This window comes from Pseudomonas sp. ZL2 (assembly GCF_054788455.1).
On sequence record NZ_JBGOGX010000056.1, the window covers coordinates 1 to 15,641 of the forward strand.

Below are 15,641 nucleotides of genomic sequence, written 5' to 3' on the forward strand. Positions count from 1 at the left end.
CGCCTGGATTACGACCGCTGCGCGCTCGATCGCTGGCAAGACCAGCTCCCACAGGATTGGCGCAAGACCTGTAGGAGCGCTGGCAAGTCCCGCCCACAGAATTGGCGCCGCTCTTGAGAGCGGTGCCGGACCTGTGGGAGCTGGCTTGCCAGCGATGAGGCCAGCCCCGCCAGCACATCAGACGGCGCCTGGATTACGACCGCTGCGCGCTCGATCGCTGGCAAGACCAGCTCCCACAGGGTGGATACACCCCCACGGACAGCTCCACAGACCGGCACAGGCAAAAAAAATCCCCGAACCAGTCGGGGATTTTTTTATCGCTCGCGGATCAGTCTTCGCGGTAGCGGCGCAGCTTCAGCTGCTTGCCGGCAACACGGGTGTCCTTGAGCTTGGTCAGCAGACGCTCCAGTCCTTCCTCCGGCAGCTCGACCAGGCTGAAGCTGTCGCGCACCTGGATGCGGCCGATGGCTTCGCGGGCCAGGCCGCCTTCGTTGAGGATGGCGCCCAGCAGGTTCTTGGCGGCGATACCGTCACGTGCACCCAGCGCGGTACGGCAACGGGCACGACCTTCACCCAGCGGCATCGGTGCACGACGCTCACGCTCGCCACGCTCTGGACGATCGCCAGTGCGCTCACGCGGAGTGTAGGTCGGAACCAGCGGCTGCTCTTTCTCGACCGCTTCCAGGGTCAGGGCCTGACCGTTGGTAGCCTTGCGCAGCAGAGCGGCGGCCAGGGCACGTGGGCTGCAACCGATGTCGGCAGTCAGGCGATCAAGCAGATCACCGTGGGTCGACTCGGCGTCAGCAACCAGCGGCGCCAGGCTGTTGGTCAGCTTCTTGATGCGGGCATCGAGAACGGCTTGTGCGTTAGGCAGGCGAACTTCAGCCACTTTCTGACCGGTAACACGCTCGATCACCTGCAGCATGCGACGCTCGCGCGGGGTAACCAGCAGCAGCGCACGGCCTTCGCGACCGGCACGGCCAGTACGGCCGATACGGTGAACGTAGGACTCAGGGTCGTACGGCATGTCAACGTTGAACACGTGAGTGATGCGCGGTACGTCCAGGCCACGAGCAGCGACGTCGGTAGCGACGACGATGTCCAGGCGGCCATCCTTGAGCGAGTCGATGACGCGCTCGCGCTGGTTCTGGGCAATGTCACCGTTCAGCGCAGCGGCTTTGTAGCCTTTGGCTTCCAGGGCGCTGGCCAGGTCCAGAGTGGCTTGCTTGGTACGCACGAAGGCGATCAGCGCGTCGAACTCTTCCACTTCCAGCAGACGCAGGACAGCGGAAACCTTCTGGTCGGCGTGGACCATCAGGTGGGCTTGTTCGATCGCGGTAACGGTCTGGGTCTTGGTCTGGATCTTGACGTGCTTCGGCTCGCGCAGGTGGCGCTCGGCGATGGCACGGATCGAGGCTGGCAGAGTGGCCGAGAACAGTACGGTCTGACGGCTTTCCGGCATGGCCTTGAAGATTACTTCGAGGTCATCCATGAAGCCCAGCTTGAGCATTTCGTCGGCTTCGTCGAGCACCAGGTGGTTGACGGTTGCCAGGACCTTCTCATCGCGACGCAGGTGGTCGCACAGACGGCCAGGGGTAGCAACGACGATTTGCGCGCCGTTACGGATTGCTTTCAGTTGTGGGCCCATCGGGGCACCACCGTATACGGCCACCACGGTAACGCCCGGCATCTGCTTGGCGTAGGTTTCAAAAGCGGTGGCTACTTGCAGCGCCAACTCACGGGTTGGCGCCAGGATCAGGGCTTGCGGCTCGCGCTTGCTCGGGTCGATGCGGTGCAGGATTGGCAGAGCGAAGGCGGCGGTTTTACCGGTACCTGTCTGCGCCTGACCAATCATGTCGTGACCGGCAAGAATAATCGGGATCGATTGCTGCTGAATGGCCGATGGCTCTTCGTAGCCAGTAGCCACAACGGCGGCAACAATACTTGGATGAAGATCGAGAGCGGCGAAGCCGCCGGTTTCCTGGGTCATGGGTCTGCCTCTAAGTGCATCCGCAAAGACCCATGCTCCAAAGCTGCACATGCCTTGTAAGACCCGAAGGTCACCCTGGCAGCTTTGTCGGCGGGGATTTGCGAAAACGATTGAAGAAAAAAAGGAACGTCAAGGAGAGTCCGCGATGCGGACGCGCAGCCGAAGCTGGCTTCGGGGAATTGCACTACCTTAAACGAGGTCCGGTGAAAGACCGGCGCGTACTATACCTGAATTAGCCGTTCACGGGAGATTTTTTTAATGAAACACGCCAGCGCCAGGCCACGTTGCGGCGGGCCCGGGAAGTTAACGAGGCTGGCGGCTGAATCGATTTTCCGCCAGTGACACAGTGACGCGCCTCAGGACGCCGGGCGAATCGCGCCGATCAGCGGTTGCAACGAGTAGCCCAGTTGTGGCGCCAGGGCCTCGGCCCGGGCGGTCAGGCCTGGCAGATCGAGCTGCTGGTCCAGGTCAGCCGGTACCATGAGGATCACGTTGCCCTCCTTGACCGGCAGCTCCCAGTAATGACGGTGATAGAGGCCACGCAGCAACGCCGCACCCAATGGCTTGCCGTCGTCACCGGCCCATTGATTGATCACCAGCCAGCCCCCGGGGTTCAGGCGCTTCTGACAGTTTTCCAGAAAACTCCAGGCCAGGTGCGCGACGCCCGGACCATGGTCGGTATACAGGTCGACGAAGATCAGGTCGGCGCATTCGGCCGTCTCCAGCAACTCCATCGCATCACCGATACGGATATACAGGCGCGGGTCATCATCCAGGCCCATGTACTCGATGGCCAGGCGCGGCACATCCGGGCGCAGTTCAATGGCCTCGACGTCTTCCAGCGGCAGGAACTTCAGGCAGGCCTGAGTCAGGGTGCCGGCACCCAGGCCCAGAAACAGCGCGCTTTCCGGTTCAGGGTGGGCCAGCGCACCAATCAGCATGGCACGGGTATAGTCGTACTCAAGCCAGCTCGGGTCGGCGGTGAACACGCAGCTCTGCTCGATCGCCTCGCCGAACTCGAGGAAGCGATAGTCCTCGACTTCCAGCACGCTGATAGTGCCGTACTGGTCATGCACCTGGGCCAGCAGCCGCTCTACCCGTTCCTCTGTCATGCTGTCTCCCGGCAGGCGCCGCTGTACCACGCAAAAACCGCCATTGTCCGTCAATGGCGCCAGTGCAACAAGGCGCGCCGCAACTGTTAACATGGCAGACAGCCCTTTTCCGACCAGATCGAGCCCGTGATGAACCACCCCTGGAGTCCTGACAGCTGGCGCGCCCTGCCGATCCAGCAACAACCGAGCTACCCTGATGCTGCCCACCTGCTCAATGTCGAGCAGACCCTGGCCAGCTATCCGCCGCTGGTATTTGCCGGCGAAGCCCGGGAACTGCGCCGTCAGTTCGCCGAGGTTACCCAGGGCCGCGCGTTCCTGTTGCAAGGCGGCGATTGCGCCGAGAGCTTCGCCGAGTTCTCGGCAGCCAAGATCCGCGACACCTTCAAGGTACTGCTGCAGATGGCCATCGTCATGACCTTTGCCGCCGGCTGCCCGGTGGTCAAGGTCGGTCGCATGGCCGGGCAGTTCGCCAAGCCGCGCTCAGCCGGCGATGAAACCATCGGTGGGGTCACCTTGCCGGCCTACCGTGGCGATATCGTCAACGGCATCGGCTTCGACGAGAAGAGCCGGGTGCCGGACCCGGAGCGCCTGCTGCAGGCCTACCATCAGTCCACCGCCAGCCTTAACCTGCTGCGCGCCTTTGCCCAGGGCGGGTTTGCCGATCTGCACCAGGTGCATAAATGGAACCTGGACTTCATCGCCAACTCGGCGCTGGCTGAAAAGTACAGCCAGCTGGCTGACCGCATCGATGAAACCCTGGCCTTCATGCGCGCCTGCGGCCTGGACAGCTCGCCGCAACTGCGCGAAACCAGTTTCTTCACCGCCCATGAGGCGCTGCTGCTGAACTACGAAGAAGCTTTCGTGCGCCGGGACAGCCTGACCAACGACTATTACGACTGCTCGGCGCATATGCTCTGGATCGGCGACCGCACCCGCCAGCTCGACGGCGCCCATGTCGAGTTCCTGCGCGGGGTGAACAACCCGATCGGGGTCAAGGTCGGACCCAGCATGAATACCGACGAGCTCATCCGCCTGATCGATGTGCTCAACCCGGACAACGACCCGGGTCGCCTCAACCTGATCGTGCGCATGGGCGCGAACAAGGTCGGCGAGCATCTGCCAGCGCTGATTCGCAGCGTCGAACGCGAAGGTCGCCAGGTGCTGTGGAGTTCCGACCCGATGCACGGCAACACCATCAAGGCCAGCAGCGGTTACAAGACTCGCGATTTCGCCCAGATTCTCAGCGAGGTCAAGCAATTCTTCCAGGTCCATCAGGCCGAAGGCAGTCACGCCGGTGGCATCCATATCGAGATGACCGGACAAAACGTCACCGAGTGCATCGGTGGCGCGCGACCGATCACCGAAGACTCCCTCTCCGACCGCTACCACACCCATTGCGATCCACGGATGAACGCCGATCAATCGCTGGAACTGGCGTTCTTGATCGCCGAGACCCTCAAGCAGGTACGTCGCTAAAGCGGCTGCTGGCCAGTGCCACGCGCAAGCGTGCGGCGCTGGCCCGCGGGCAATTCAACTGCACTTCGGCCAGGCCCAGCCAGGCGGCCATGCGTTGCAGGCTCTCGGCCAGGGCCTGCATGCCCGCTTCATCCAGCCCTGGCTGTTCCTCATGCACCGCGTGTACCGTCAGGCGCTCATGGGCACGCTCGGCACGCAGGTCTACACGGGCGGCAATGCGTTCGTTGTGCAGGAACGGCAGCACGTAATAGCCGTAGACGCGTTTGTGCGCCGGCGTGTAGATCTCCAGCCGGTAACGGAAATCAAAAAGACGCTCGGTGCGCTCGCGCTCCCACACCAATGAGTCAAAGGGCGAAAGCAACGCGCTGCTGCTCACTGTGCGCGGCACCCGCAGCGACGCCAGGCAGTACGCCGGTTGCGGCCAGGCCTGCACCGTACAGGCCTGCAAAGCGCCCTCCTCGAGCAACTCGGCCAACCGCGCACGGCTGTCGCCGGGGGCCAGGCGAAAATAGTCACGCAGGTCCTTCTCGGTGGCCACTCCCAACGCACCTGCGGCATGCAGTAAAAGCCCGCGTTGAGCGGCGGCCTCATCCATGGGCGGTTGCTCAAGCAGTGCAGCCGGCAGCACCCGCTGCGGCAAATCGTACAGGCGCTCGAAACCGCGGCGGCCGGCGACATTTACCAGCCCGGCGGCAAACAGCCATTCCAGCGCGTGTTTCTCGGCACTCCAGTCCCACCAGGGGCCGGCGCGCTCCTGGCGGGTCGACAGGCTGCCAGCGCCCAGGGCGCCCTGTTCGGTCACCGCCGCCAGCACCCGGGCGATGGTCGGTTGTTGTTCGCGGCCGAAGCGCGCCAACTGTTGATAAATGCCCTGGCCCTGGCGCGCTCGGTCCATGCGCCAACGCAGCAGCGGATACAGCTCCAGCGGCAGCAGCGAGGCCTCATGCCCCCAGTATTCGAAAAGTTTGCGTTGCCGGTTGCGCCCCCAGGCCAGTTGATCGAGCAACGCCTGTGGATAACTGCCGAGACGGGAAAACAGGGGAAGGTAGTGTGAACGCACCAGGGCATTGACCGAGTCGATCTGCACCACACCGAGGCGTTCGATCATCCGGTTCAGCTGCGCGGCACCGATCGACCTGTTCGCCTGCCGGTTGTTGAAGCCTTGGGCGGACAACGCCAGGCGGCGCGCCTGGGCCTGGGAAAAGGACTGTGTGGTGGGCATGCCCGGCTCCTTGTGAACAAGCCCACTTACATTAGTCGTGGCACTTCGATGACGCGACTCATTTTCTCAGCGGGTCATCCCAGAATGGACGCTCCACCTCGCGCAGAATATCCGCCCGGCTCAGGCCGATATCATCCAGCGCCGCATCACTCAGGCGCGCCAGTTCGCGGCGCTCGCGGTGCAATTGCCGCCAGCGCGTCAGTTGCTGACTGAAGCCTTGGGTGAATTGGTGGAACCAGCTGTGCCGGGACGTTGAGTACTGCAGAACAAGCGATTTCTGACCTTTCATCGTCTTACCCTCCTGTTGGGATGACGACAGTGTCAGACCCGGCATAAGATCAATCCAACGAATGTTTCTTATGTCATACATCTAGGAGATTGATGCCTTGTCCCAGTACCAGAGTATCGATTCCGACGTCCTGCGCACCTTTGTCGCCATCGCCGAACACGGCGGCTTCACCCGCGCTGGCGAAGTAGTCAACCGTACCCAGTCGGCGGTGAGCATGCAGATGAAGCGCCTGGAGGAGGACATCATCCAGCGCCAGCTGTTCGAGCGCGATGGCCGCCAGGTGCGCCTGACCGCCGAGGGCCAGGTGCTGCTCGGCTATGCCCGGCGCATCCTCAAGTTGCACGGCGAGGTGTTCAATACCCTGCGCATGCCGCACATGGTCGGCGTGGTGCGCATCGGCACTCCGGACGACTACGCCATGCGCTTTCTGCCAGGCATCCTTTCAAGCTTCGCCCAGGCCTATCCGCTGGTTCAGGTCGAGGTCCATTGCGAAAGTTCGCGGCAGTTGATGCAGCGCCAGGACCTGGACCTGACCATCATCACCCGTGAACCGGGCAACGAAATCGGTCAGTTGCTGCGTCGCGAGCGCGCGGTGTGGGTGCAGGCCCAGGGTTTCTGCCCGCATGAGCACAATCCTCTGCCGCTGGCGATGTTCAACTGCGATTGCTATTGCCGGACCTGGGCCTGCAATGCCCTGGATGCCATCGAGAAGGAGTACCGGATCGCCTACACCAGTGCCAGCACCGCGGCGATCATGGCCGTGGTCAGTGCCGGCCTGGCCGTTACCGCGCAGTTGCAGAGCCTGATAACCAGCGACTTGCAGATCATTGGCGAAGCCGAAGGCCTGCCGCCTTTGCCCACAGCCAGCATCATGCTGCTGCGCAATCGCACAACGCAGTCGGAAATGACCGACTGCCTGGCCGAATACATCATCGAAGGCTTCAGATCTTGAAGGCCAGCATTACCGCGCACAGCACCAAAAAGCCGCAGAACAGCGAACGTAGTGCTTTTTCCGGCAAGGCGTGAGCCAGTTTCACGCCCCAACTGATGCTCAGCAGGCCCCCGACAGCCAGCGGTATGCCCATGCTCCACTGCACATGCTGATGCAGGCCGTAGGTCAGCAAAGTGACGGCCGTACTGGGGGCAGCCAAGGCCAGTGACAAACCTTGGGCAACCACCTGGGTGGTGCCGAACACGCTGGTCAGTACCGGCGTTGCCACCACGGCCCCACCGACGCCGAACAAACCGCCCAGCACCCCGGCACCGCTGCCCAGCACGCCCAGCCACGGCCAGGGCTGGCGCAGCTCACTGGCGGGCTGGGCAGTGCGCATGAACATCCGCGCCAGGTTCCAGGCCGCCAGCGCCCCCAGAAACAGCACAAAGCCAAAGCGCATGGCTTGGGCATCGACGCCCACGGCCCAGATCGAACCGAGCCAGGCGAAGACAAAGCCGGTCGTGGCCAGGGGCAACGCATGCTTGAGTTCGATGCGATTACGCTGGTGATACCGCCACAGCGCCAGCAGCACATTGGGCACCACCATCACCAGCGCCGTCCCCTGGGCCAATTGCTGGTCGAGACCGAACAGCACCCCCAGCGCCGGAATCGCGATCAGCCCGCCACCGATGCCGAACAACCCACCCACCGTGCCCAGTGCCGCGCCCAGCGCTATGTACATCGCCCACTCAATCATTGCCGCCTCTCTGAATTGCCAATCGCTGCATGCTACCGAGCTGGCGCTAGCGGGGAAACGCACAGCAACGCACAATGGCTGTGCCATTTACGCAAAAGCAGATTCGCAGCATGAACCCCAATGCCCTGACCGAACAACTCAGCCTGTTTCTTGATGTTCTGGAAACCGGCAGCTTCTCCGCCACCGCCCGGCGTCATCCGTTGACGCCTTCGGCGGTGGCGCGGCGTATCGACACCCTGGAAAGCGCAGTCGGCAGCCGCCTGTTCGTGCGCAGCACCCATGCGGTACGGCCAACTCCGGCCGGCAATGCCTTTGCCGAACGCGCCCGACGGATCGTCGAAGAGCTGCGCCTGGCCCGCGCGGAAGCGGTATCGCTGAGCAACGCCCCGGAAGGCCTGATCCGCATCGACGCGCCGGCCGCGTTCGGTCGCCGCCACCTGGCCCCGGCCATCGCCGATTTTCTCGTAGCCTATCCCGGGCTGGACGTGCAATTGCGCCTGATCGACAGCTTTGTCGACCTGCACGGCTCGCACCTGGGCGAAGTCGACCTGGTGTTGCGCGCCGGCCCTCTGGCAGACACCCGCCTGGTCGCCACGCCATTGGCCTACATGGTCCGTATTGCCTGCGCCAGCCCCGCCTACCTGGCCCAGCGCGGCATTCCCGCCAGCCCGGCTGAATTGCCCGAACATGACGGCCTGGACTGGGACGGCCTGGCCCCGCCCTTCGCCTGGCGCTTCGCGGTCGACGGGCAAATGCGCCTGTACCGCCCGACGCGCATGCGCATGAGCGCCAACAATGCCGAAACCCTGCTGTTCGGCGCCCTCGCCGGCTTGGGTATCGCTCACCTGCCCACCTGGCTGATCAGCGAATACCTGCTGCGTGGGGAATTACTACCGCTATTCTGTGACAACGGCCTGCCCAGCGCCGAAAGCAGCGGTATCTATGCCCTGCGCCTGGAACATGAAACGAACTCTCGCAGCCGTTTGTTGCTCGAATTCCTCAAGAGCCGCTTCAGCCCGATTCCGCCCTGGGACCTGGCGCTGCAAAGCGAGCTGCGCTGGCAGTAAGTGCGCTAATGACCTGCGTGCTAAATTTAAAGGACTTAACGAAATAAAGGATGTGCATGAACGCCGACCCGAAAGCGCCTGTTCCCTGCGACGAACTGCTCCTGGATAACCAGGTGTGCTTTGCCCTGCACTCGACCTCGCTGCTGATGACCAAGGTCTACAAGCCGCTGCTGCACAAGCTCGGGCTGACTTATCCACAGTACCTGGCGATGCTAGTGCTGTGGGAACAGGATGGTTTGACAGTCGGAGAGATCAGCCAGCGTCTGCTGACCGATCCAGGCTCGCTTACACCTTTGCTCAAACGCCTGGAAGCCGAAGGCCTGCTCAAGCGCACCCGCAGCCGCGAAGATGAGCGGGTAGTACTGGTGCAGTTGACCGAACAGGGTCACGCCCTGCAAGCCCGGGCAAAGGATGTACCGCACTGCATCCTCGCCGCCAGCGGCGAGAACCTCGAACGCCTGCAACAGCTGCAGGCCGACTTGCTGGCGCTGCGCGCCAACCTGCAAAAAAGCCTCTGAGCGCTATGCTGAGAAATGACCGTTCGTAGGTCGACCGAAAAATTATCTTGCGCACTAAATAATTGCGCGCTAATTTAATTTCCGTACCCACTCAGCGCCACGGCGCAACTCACAAGCGAGGCTCAACATGCAAAAGGTCACTCCGCTGTACATTGCTGAAGCCAAATCCACCGGTGGCCGCGACGGCGGTTCGCGTTCCAGCGACGGCAAGCTGGAAGTCAAGCTGAGCACCCCCAAGGAACTGGGCGGCGCGGGTGGTGACGGCACCAACCCCGAGCAGCTGTTTGCCGCCGGCTACTCGGCCTGCTTTATCGGCGCCCTGAAGTTCGTCGCCGGCCAGCAGAAAAAAGCCCTGCCCGCAGACAGCTCGATCACCGCCAAGGTTGGCATCGGCCAGATTACGGGTGGTTTCGGCCTGGATATCGACCTGAACATCAACCTGCCAGGCCTGGAACAGGCTGAGGCGCAAACGCTGGTCGAAGCTGCCCACCAGGTCTGCCCGTACTCCAATGCCACCCGTGGCAACGTCGACGTGCGCCTGAATGTGACGGTTTGATCGACAAGTTCCAGGCATAAAAAAACCCGGCCAAGGCCGGGTTTTTCGATTTCGCAGGTACGCCAGGCTTAGACCTTGGCACGGCCCTTGTAGGAACCACCTTCGCGAGTATCGATTTCGATCCAGTCGCCGATTTCGATGAAGTCAGCAACGCTCAGCTCGGTACCGTTCTTCAGCTTGGCTGGCTTCATGACCTTGCCCGAAGTGTCGCCGCGAGCGGAACCTTCGGTGTAGTCAACCTGACGCACGATGGTGGTTGGCAGGTCAACCGAAACCAGGCGCTCTTCGAAGAACACTGCTTCGCAGACGTCTTCCATGCCTTCTTCGATGAACGGCAGAACGGCCTCGATGTCTTCGGCGTTCAGCTCGTACATGGTGTAGTCAGTGGTGTCCATGAACGTGTAGGTGTCGCCGTTGATGAACGACAGGGTCGCTTCTTTGCGATCCAGGATCACGTCGTCCAGCTTGTCGTCGGCCGAGTAGACGGTTTCAGTCTTGTAGCCGGTCAGCAGGTTCTTCAGCTTGGTCTTCATGATCGCGCTGTTACGGCCCGACTTGGTGAACTCAGCCTTCTGAACCAGCCATGGATCGTTGTCGATACGGATCACGGTACCGGGTTTCAGTTCTTTACCAGTTTTCATTGCGATATATCCGAATTTGGATGGATTTACAAAAATCGAGGCCGCATATCATAGCCAATTTCGGTAAAACTGTACCAGCGCCGCGGCAAGGTCCGGCTGAGCGGCCTGTACCGCGCTCCAGCGGCGGGCATGCCGGTCCAGTTCGTCCCAGTGCGCCAGCACCTCTTGCCAGGCCTGGCCCATGTCGCTGTCCATGTTCCAGGCTCGCCACAATTGCACCAGCGCAGCCCCCGCCGGGGCGGACAATTCCAGGATGTACAGGTCGAGAAACGCCTCGAGTTTTTCCCAGTGGGCGTATTCTTCCTGCACATAGATATGCCAGAGCAGCGGCCGTGCCGCCCACTGCGCACGGACGAAAGAATCTTCGCCACGCACCGCATTGAAATCGCAGCACCAGAGCAGCCGGTCGTAATCGTCCTGGCTGACGAAGGGCAGGATCTGCACGGTCAGCGCACCGCGCCGGGCAATATTGCCCACGCTCAGCGCCTGTTCGCCAAGCCAGGCCTGAACGTCACCCAGCACGCGCCCTTCGGGTACCAACAAGTGGTTGGGGCGGCTGTCGGCGGCCAGCACGTCCAGCCAACTGGCCACGCCGGGGTTTTCGTAGGCGAACAGCGAAATCAGCCGGGCATTGTTTTCTGGCGTTACGCCCAGGCCCTGCAGAAATGCCTTGCGTGCAGCCGGGTCCTGCTGGAGCGCGTCGCGCTGTGACAGCAGGTTTGCCTCACGCAGCAAGCCGCCGGTTTTCGCGCTAAAGCCCGGAAAGAAAAACACCTTGCGCAAGCCATTGGCCTGGGGCGACGGCAAGCCATGGCAACCTTCGACCCAGTCTTCGGCGCTGAGGTAGTCCAGGTTCAGCCACAATGGCGCACGGGGTTGTTCGAGCATGGCCTGCACATAGGCAGGTGGCAGCTGACAGGCGAAAGCGCCAATCACCACATCGGCTACCGCCGTGTCCTGCCATTCAGATGGCCATTGGCGCACATCCACGCCCTGCTGCCATTGCTGGGCAACGTCGGCCTGGGCTTCGGGACAGATACGCACGAACGCCTTCAGGTCATCTACCCACAGGCGCACCGCCAGGCCCTGCTCAGCCACCAACTGCCGGGCCAGGCGCCAGGTCACGCCGATGTCGCCGTAGTTATCGACGACACAACAGAAGATGTCCCAGTGCGTTTTCATCGCTGGTCCCTTGGAAAAAGCGCCGATTGTCCGGGTAAATCATCGCAGACAAAAGCGTGGCACGAAAAAAACCCGTTGCACCATGCGACAATGGCTGCCCGTGTCCTGGCCAGGAGGCCATCATGCCCCGCCCTCGCGAATTGAAGATCACTCTAAAGCCGCTGCAACTGATCCTGTGCATTGCCCTGGGCCTGTGGCTTGGCGCTGTGGCCATTGCCCTGAGCCTGTGGCTTGCCGGGCGCCTGTTGCCAGCGACGCTGCAGCCGATCGGCCAGGTGCTTGCGCCGCCAGCCATTGCTCCGGCGTCCCCGGCGACGGCAGACCCGCAAAACCAGATGTTCGAACAATACAAACAAATCCTTCGTAACCAGGAAGTACAGCAGGCCGAAGAGCAGGCGCAAGGCAGCCTGCGCAACCTGTCCAACCCCAAGTGCCAGTTCTGGCTGCAACAGAACCGCACCGCGCCGACAGAAAAAAGCCGCGCCCTCGTTCTCGAATTCTGTAACTGAACCCATGACCAAAGCCGACCTGCTGCAACGCATCATCGACACACTGAGCTTTGACCTGGACGTCGCCCAGCGCGCGGCGCAAACCGCCTATGAGGCGGCCACCGCCGAAGAGAACATCGCCGAGAACAAGTACGACACCCTGGGCCTCGAAGCTTCGTACCTGGCCACCGGGCAAGCCCGGCGCATGGAGGAAATCCGCCAGGCGCGGGCGGCGTACCAGCAGTTGTTGCTGCGCGACTATGACCCGCAACGCGGCATTCAGGTCAGCAACCTGGTGACCCTCGAGGCTGAGAACGGCAGTTGCCAGCAGTTGTTCCTCGGCCCGGAAGGCGCGGGGCTGAAAATTGGCCAGGGCGAGCAACTGGTAACGGTGATCACCCCGCGCTCGCCACTGGGTCAGCGTTTGCTCGGCAAGGTCGAAGAGGATGAGGTCAGCCTGGTGCTCGGCGGCGTACCCCAGAATTACTCCATCCTCAAGGTTCTGTGATCAGGAAGGCTGCGCCTTCCATCGCTGGCAAGGCCAGCTCCCACAGGTTCGGCGTGCCCTGATCCAGTGTGGGGTCTGCAGGAGCCCTTACTGTGGGAGCCGGCCTTGCCGGCGATGGGCTGCACAGCAGCCCCCTCATAAAGCGCCCAACGCATCAAAGCGCTGCGCCAACCCCTGCCGGGCAAACTGCTCGATGACAAAATCGACAAACACCCGCGTCTTGCCCGGCAGCAACTTGTGTTCGGCGTAGTACAGCGAAATATTGCCGTCATCCACGTACCAGTCCGGCAACACCCGCAACAGCCGGCCGGCCTGCAGGTACGGCACGGCAAACGGCATGCTCACCAGCGCTACGCCCAGGCCCTGCTCCGCTGCCGCGCAGGCTGCCTCCGAATCACTCATGGTCATGCGCAAGCGCAGGTCCAACGGGCTCTGCTCTTGCTCGCGACTGGTCAGCGGCCAGGAGCGCACGCGCCCGGTCTGCGGTGAACGAATAAGAATGCCATCCAGCTCGTGCAAATCGGCAGGCTGGGTGATTGGCCGATGCTGCTGCAGATACGTCGGCGCCGCCACCAGAATCCGGTGCGCAGGGGTCAGCTTGCGCGCCACCACGCCCTGGGGCAGATCGAAGCCGCCACCAATGGCGGCATCGAAACCCTGACCGATCAGGTCGACCTGACGGTTATCGAAATGCCAATCGGGGCTGATCGCCGGGTAGCGCCGCAAGAACTCGGCCAACAGCGGCACGACATACAGGCGACCGAACACCGTGCCCATGCTCACTTTCAGGGTGCCGGCCGGTTGCCCTTCGGCACTGGCCAGGTTAGCCACGGCATACTGGATGGTCTGGAAACTCGCCGCCACCTCTTCAAGAAAACGCTGCCCGGCCTCAGTCAGGGTCAGGCGTCGGGTGCTGCGCTGGAACAAGCGCACGCCCAGGCGCGCCTCCAGCCGCGCGACGTTCTTGCCCACCGCCGCCGGGGTCAGGCTCAGGCGCCGCGCCGCTTCGGCGAAGCTGCCGACTTCGGCGCTGCGGACAAAACACTCGATGCTGCTGAAGGATTCCATACCGTTGATTCCATACTTCTGGTTTACACAGACTATAGCGATTACTGGCTACCGACAGGGTAATCAGCGGCCGATACTGAAGCCCATCCAAGGCATCCAGCCTTGTTCTTTCGGGAGCACAGCATGTCGACCCAATCCAGCCTCCACGGCAAAGTAGCCCTGATCCAGGGCGGTTCCCGCGGTATCGGCGCGGCCATCGTCAAACGCCTGGCCGCCGAAGGCGCCAGTGTCGCCTTCACCTACGCCAACGCCACGGCCCAGGCCGAAGCCCTGCAGCAAAGCATCATCGCCGCCGGCGGCAAGGCCCTGGCCATCAAGGCCGACAGCGCCGATGCCAGCGCCGTGCAGCAGGCGGTGCAAAGCACTGCAGAAGCCTTCGGTGGCCTGGACATCCTGGTCAACAACGCCGGTGTACTGGCGGTGGGGCCGCTTGCGGAGTTCAGCCTGGAGGACTTCGACCGCACCCTGGCGGTGAACGTGCGCAGCGTCTTCGTGGCCACGCAAGCGGCCGCGCGGCACATGGGCCAGGGCGGGCGGATCATCAACATCGGCAGCACCAATGCCGAGCGCATGCCCTTCGCCGGCGGCGGCCCCTATGCCATGAGCAAGTCGGCGCTGGTTGGCCTGACCCGGGGCCTGGCCCGTGACCTGGGGCCACTGGGCATCACCATCAACAACGTCCAGCCTGGCCCGGTGGATACCGATATGAACCCGGCCCAGGGCGAGTTCGCCGAAAGCCTGATGGGCTTCATGGCGGTGGGTCGTTATGGCCACGTCGACGAAATCGCCAGCTTCGTCGCCTACCTGGCCGGCCCGGAGGCGGCCTACATTACCGGCGCCAGCCTGAGCATCGATGGCGGCTTTGCCGCCTGAGGCACGTCAATGACTGTCCCTGCCCGCCAGGCGCTGTTCAATCAACTGGACAAAGGCCTTGGCGGCCGGGGTCGGGTGCGTCGACCAGATCGCATACACGTGACGCACCGGCGCATCCTCGACCGCCACCGACACCACGCCGTTGAAGCAGCGGGCGATCCGCGCCGGCACCAGGCCAACCGCCAGGCCGCGCTTGGCGAACTTTTCCACCAGGCGAATATTGGTCACTTCAAACTGCACCCGATGGCGCACTCCTGCAGCGGCAAAGGCCTCGTCGGTTTGCCGGCGGGCGCCGCTACCAGCCGGGAAATCCACCAGCGGCTGCGCTTCGAGATCGGCCAGGGACACACGCGCCGCGCCCGCCAACGGATGCTCGACGGCCATGACCGCCACCAGCTCTTCTTCGGCCAGCAGGCGGTACTCGACGCCCTCCAGCCGCTCGCCCGGCCAGACTCCGATAAATCCTACGTCCAGCCGCCGCTCGCGCACATCGGCAGTCAGCAATTCGCTCTTGGCCATCAGCCAGCGGATATCCACCGACGGGTGCTGAGCATGAAAATCGGCCAGCAGGTCGACCAGGTCCAACTCGGTCAGCGAGGTGATCTCGCCGATGGACAATTGCCCCCGCACTTCACCACAGGCCGCGGCAACATCTTCGGCAATTCGCCGGGTGGCCTCCAGTGCTGGCCGAGCGCTCTGCACGAAAGCTTCGCCAGCCGGCGTCAGGCGCACGCGCCGCGAACTGCGCTCGAACAGGCTGACGCCGAGGGTCTCTTCCAGCCGGGCGATCTGATGGCTCAAGGCCGACTGCACCACATGGCAGCGTTCGGCGGCTCGGGTGAAGCTGCCGGTGTCGACCACCGCCAGGGCATACTCAATCTGCTTGAGGTTCATAGGTTGATCTATTTTCAAGATGGATAGAATGAAAACGATGCATTGGCGTCATGCTAGCGCATTTCC

16 protein-coding genes and 1 pseudogene are annotated in these 15,641 nt (G+C 62.8%); 8 read left to right on the forward strand and 9 right to left on the reverse strand.

Annotated features, from left to right (window positions below):
* Positions 1-328: 328 nt before the first annotated feature.
* Positions 329-2,024: pseudogene (locus ABM562_RS25520) on the reverse strand (DEAD/DEAH box helicase).
* Positions 2,025-2,346: 322 nt separating this feature from the next.
* Positions 2,347-3,102 (reverse strand): spermidine synthase, encoded by a 756-nt coding sequence (locus ABM562_RS25525; protein ID WP_115085899.1) that lies wholly within the window; start codon positions 3,100-3,102, stop codon positions 2,347-2,349.
* Between the two features lie 129 nt (positions 3,103-3,231).
* On the opposite strand from ABM562_RS25525, the gene ABM562_RS25530 reads away from it, so the two are divergent.
* Positions 3,232-4,578 (forward strand): class II 3-deoxy-7-phosphoheptulonate synthase, encoded by a 1,347-nt coding sequence (locus ABM562_RS25530; RefSeq protein ID WP_233673644.1) that lies wholly within the window; start codon positions 3,232-3,234, stop codon positions 4,576-4,578.
* Here the strand turns inward: ABM562_RS25530 and ABM562_RS25535 are convergent.
* Positions 4,559-5,800 carry a winged helix-turn-helix domain-containing protein gene (locus ABM562_RS25535; RefSeq protein WP_233673643.1) on the reverse strand — a complete coding sequence of 414 codons (1,242 nt, stop codon included), beginning with the start codon at positions 5,798-5,800 and terminating at the stop codon, positions 4,559-4,561. The two genes, ABM562_RS25530 and ABM562_RS25535, sit on opposite strands and share 20 nt — an antisense overlap.
* Positions 5,801-5,858: 58 nt before the next feature.
* Positions 5,859-6,089, reverse strand: coding sequence for a DUF1127 domain-containing protein (locus tag ABM562_RS25540; RefSeq protein ID WP_325175816.1), 231 nt, complete (start codon positions 6,087-6,089; stop codon positions 5,859-5,861).
* Positions 6,090-6,186: 97 nt separating this feature from the next.
* Between ABM562_RS25540 and ABM562_RS25545 the strand changes: the two genes are divergently transcribed.
* Positions 6,187-7,041, forward strand: a complete 855-nt coding sequence (locus ABM562_RS25545; protein WP_115085896.1) for a LysR family transcriptional regulator — start codon at positions 6,187-6,189, stop codon at positions 7,039-7,041.
* Here ABM562_RS25545 and ABM562_RS25550 read toward each other — a convergent pair.
* A complete protein-coding gene (locus tag ABM562_RS25550; protein ID WP_258578181.1) occupies positions 7,031-7,780 on the reverse strand; it encodes a sulfite exporter TauE/SafE family protein in 750 nt (249 codons plus the stop codon). The two genes, ABM562_RS25545 and ABM562_RS25550, sit on opposite strands and share 11 nt — an antisense overlap.
* 110 nt (positions 7,781-7,890) lie before the next feature.
* On the opposite strand from ABM562_RS25550, the gene ABM562_RS25555 reads away from it, so the two are divergent.
* The 3 genes from ABM562_RS25555 to ABM562_RS25565 all read left to right on the forward strand — a co-directional run bounded on the left by ABM562_RS25555 (position 7,891) and on the right by ABM562_RS25565 (position 9,921).
* Complete coding sequence (locus ABM562_RS25555) at positions 7,891-8,847, forward strand: LysR family transcriptional regulator (RefSeq protein ID WP_115085974.1); 957 nt, start codon at positions 7,891-7,893, stop codon at positions 8,845-8,847.
* Between the two features lie 56 nt (positions 8,848-8,903).
* Positions 8,904-9,365 (forward strand): MarR family winged helix-turn-helix transcriptional regulator, encoded by a 462-nt coding sequence (locus ABM562_RS25560; protein ID WP_115085894.1) that lies wholly within the window; start codon positions 8,904-8,906, stop codon positions 9,363-9,365.
* Positions 9,366-9,492: 127 nt separating this feature from the next.
* Positions 9,493-9,921: an organic hydroperoxide resistance protein gene (locus ABM562_RS25565; protein WP_460423774.1), complete on the forward strand. Its 429-nt coding sequence runs from the start codon at positions 9,493-9,495 to the stop codon at positions 9,919-9,921.
* A gap of 68 nt (positions 9,922-9,989) precedes the next feature.
* Here the strand turns inward: ABM562_RS25565 and ABM562_RS25570 are convergent, their stop codons facing one another.
* On the reverse strand, positions 9,990-10,562 hold the full coding sequence (locus ABM562_RS25570; RefSeq protein ID WP_038994110.1) for an elongation factor P: 573 nt from the start codon (positions 10,560-10,562) through the stop codon (positions 9,990-9,992).
* Between the two features lie 48 nt (positions 10,563-10,610).
* Positions 10,611-11,744 (reverse strand): elongation factor P maturation arginine rhamnosyltransferase EarP, encoded by a 1,134-nt coding sequence (gene earP / locus ABM562_RS25575; protein WP_134061757.1) that lies wholly within the window; start codon positions 11,742-11,744, stop codon positions 10,611-10,613.
* A 122-nt stretch (positions 11,745-11,866) separates the two neighbouring features.
* Between earP and ABM562_RS25580 the strand changes: the two genes are divergently transcribed.
* Together ABM562_RS25580 and ABM562_RS25585 are read left to right on the forward strand one after the other, a co-directional pair.
* Positions 11,867-12,253, forward strand: a complete 387-nt coding sequence (locus ABM562_RS25580) for a hypothetical protein (protein WP_134061755.1) — start codon at positions 11,867-11,869, stop codon at positions 12,251-12,253.
* Between the two features lie 4 nt (positions 12,254-12,257).
* Positions 12,258-12,740 carry a transcription elongation factor GreAB gene (locus ABM562_RS25585; RefSeq protein WP_346617546.1) on the forward strand — a complete coding sequence of 161 codons (483 nt, stop codon included), beginning with the start codon at positions 12,258-12,260 and terminating at the stop codon, positions 12,738-12,740.
* 135 nt (positions 12,741-12,875) lie between these two features.
* Here ABM562_RS25585 and ABM562_RS25590 read toward each other — a convergent pair whose 3' ends face one another.
* On the reverse strand, positions 12,876-13,808 hold the full coding sequence (locus ABM562_RS25590; RefSeq protein WP_115085889.1) for a LysR family transcriptional regulator: 933 nt from the start codon (positions 13,806-13,808) through the stop codon (positions 12,876-12,878).
* 123 nt (positions 13,809-13,931) lie between these two features.
* On the opposite strand from ABM562_RS25590, the gene ABM562_RS25595 reads away from it, so the two are divergent.
* Positions 13,932-14,681 (forward strand): 3-oxoacyl-ACP reductase family protein, encoded by a 750-nt coding sequence (locus ABM562_RS25595; RefSeq protein WP_115085888.1) that lies wholly within the window; start codon positions 13,932-13,934, stop codon positions 14,679-14,681.
* A gap of 6 nt (positions 14,682-14,687) precedes the next feature.
* Here the strand turns inward: ABM562_RS25595 and ABM562_RS25600 are convergent, their stop codons facing one another.
* Complete coding sequence (locus ABM562_RS25600; protein WP_115085887.1) at positions 14,688-15,575, reverse strand: LysR family transcriptional regulator; 888 nt, start codon at positions 15,573-15,575, stop codon at positions 14,688-14,690.
* Between the last annotated feature and the right edge of the window lie 66 nt (positions 15,576-15,641).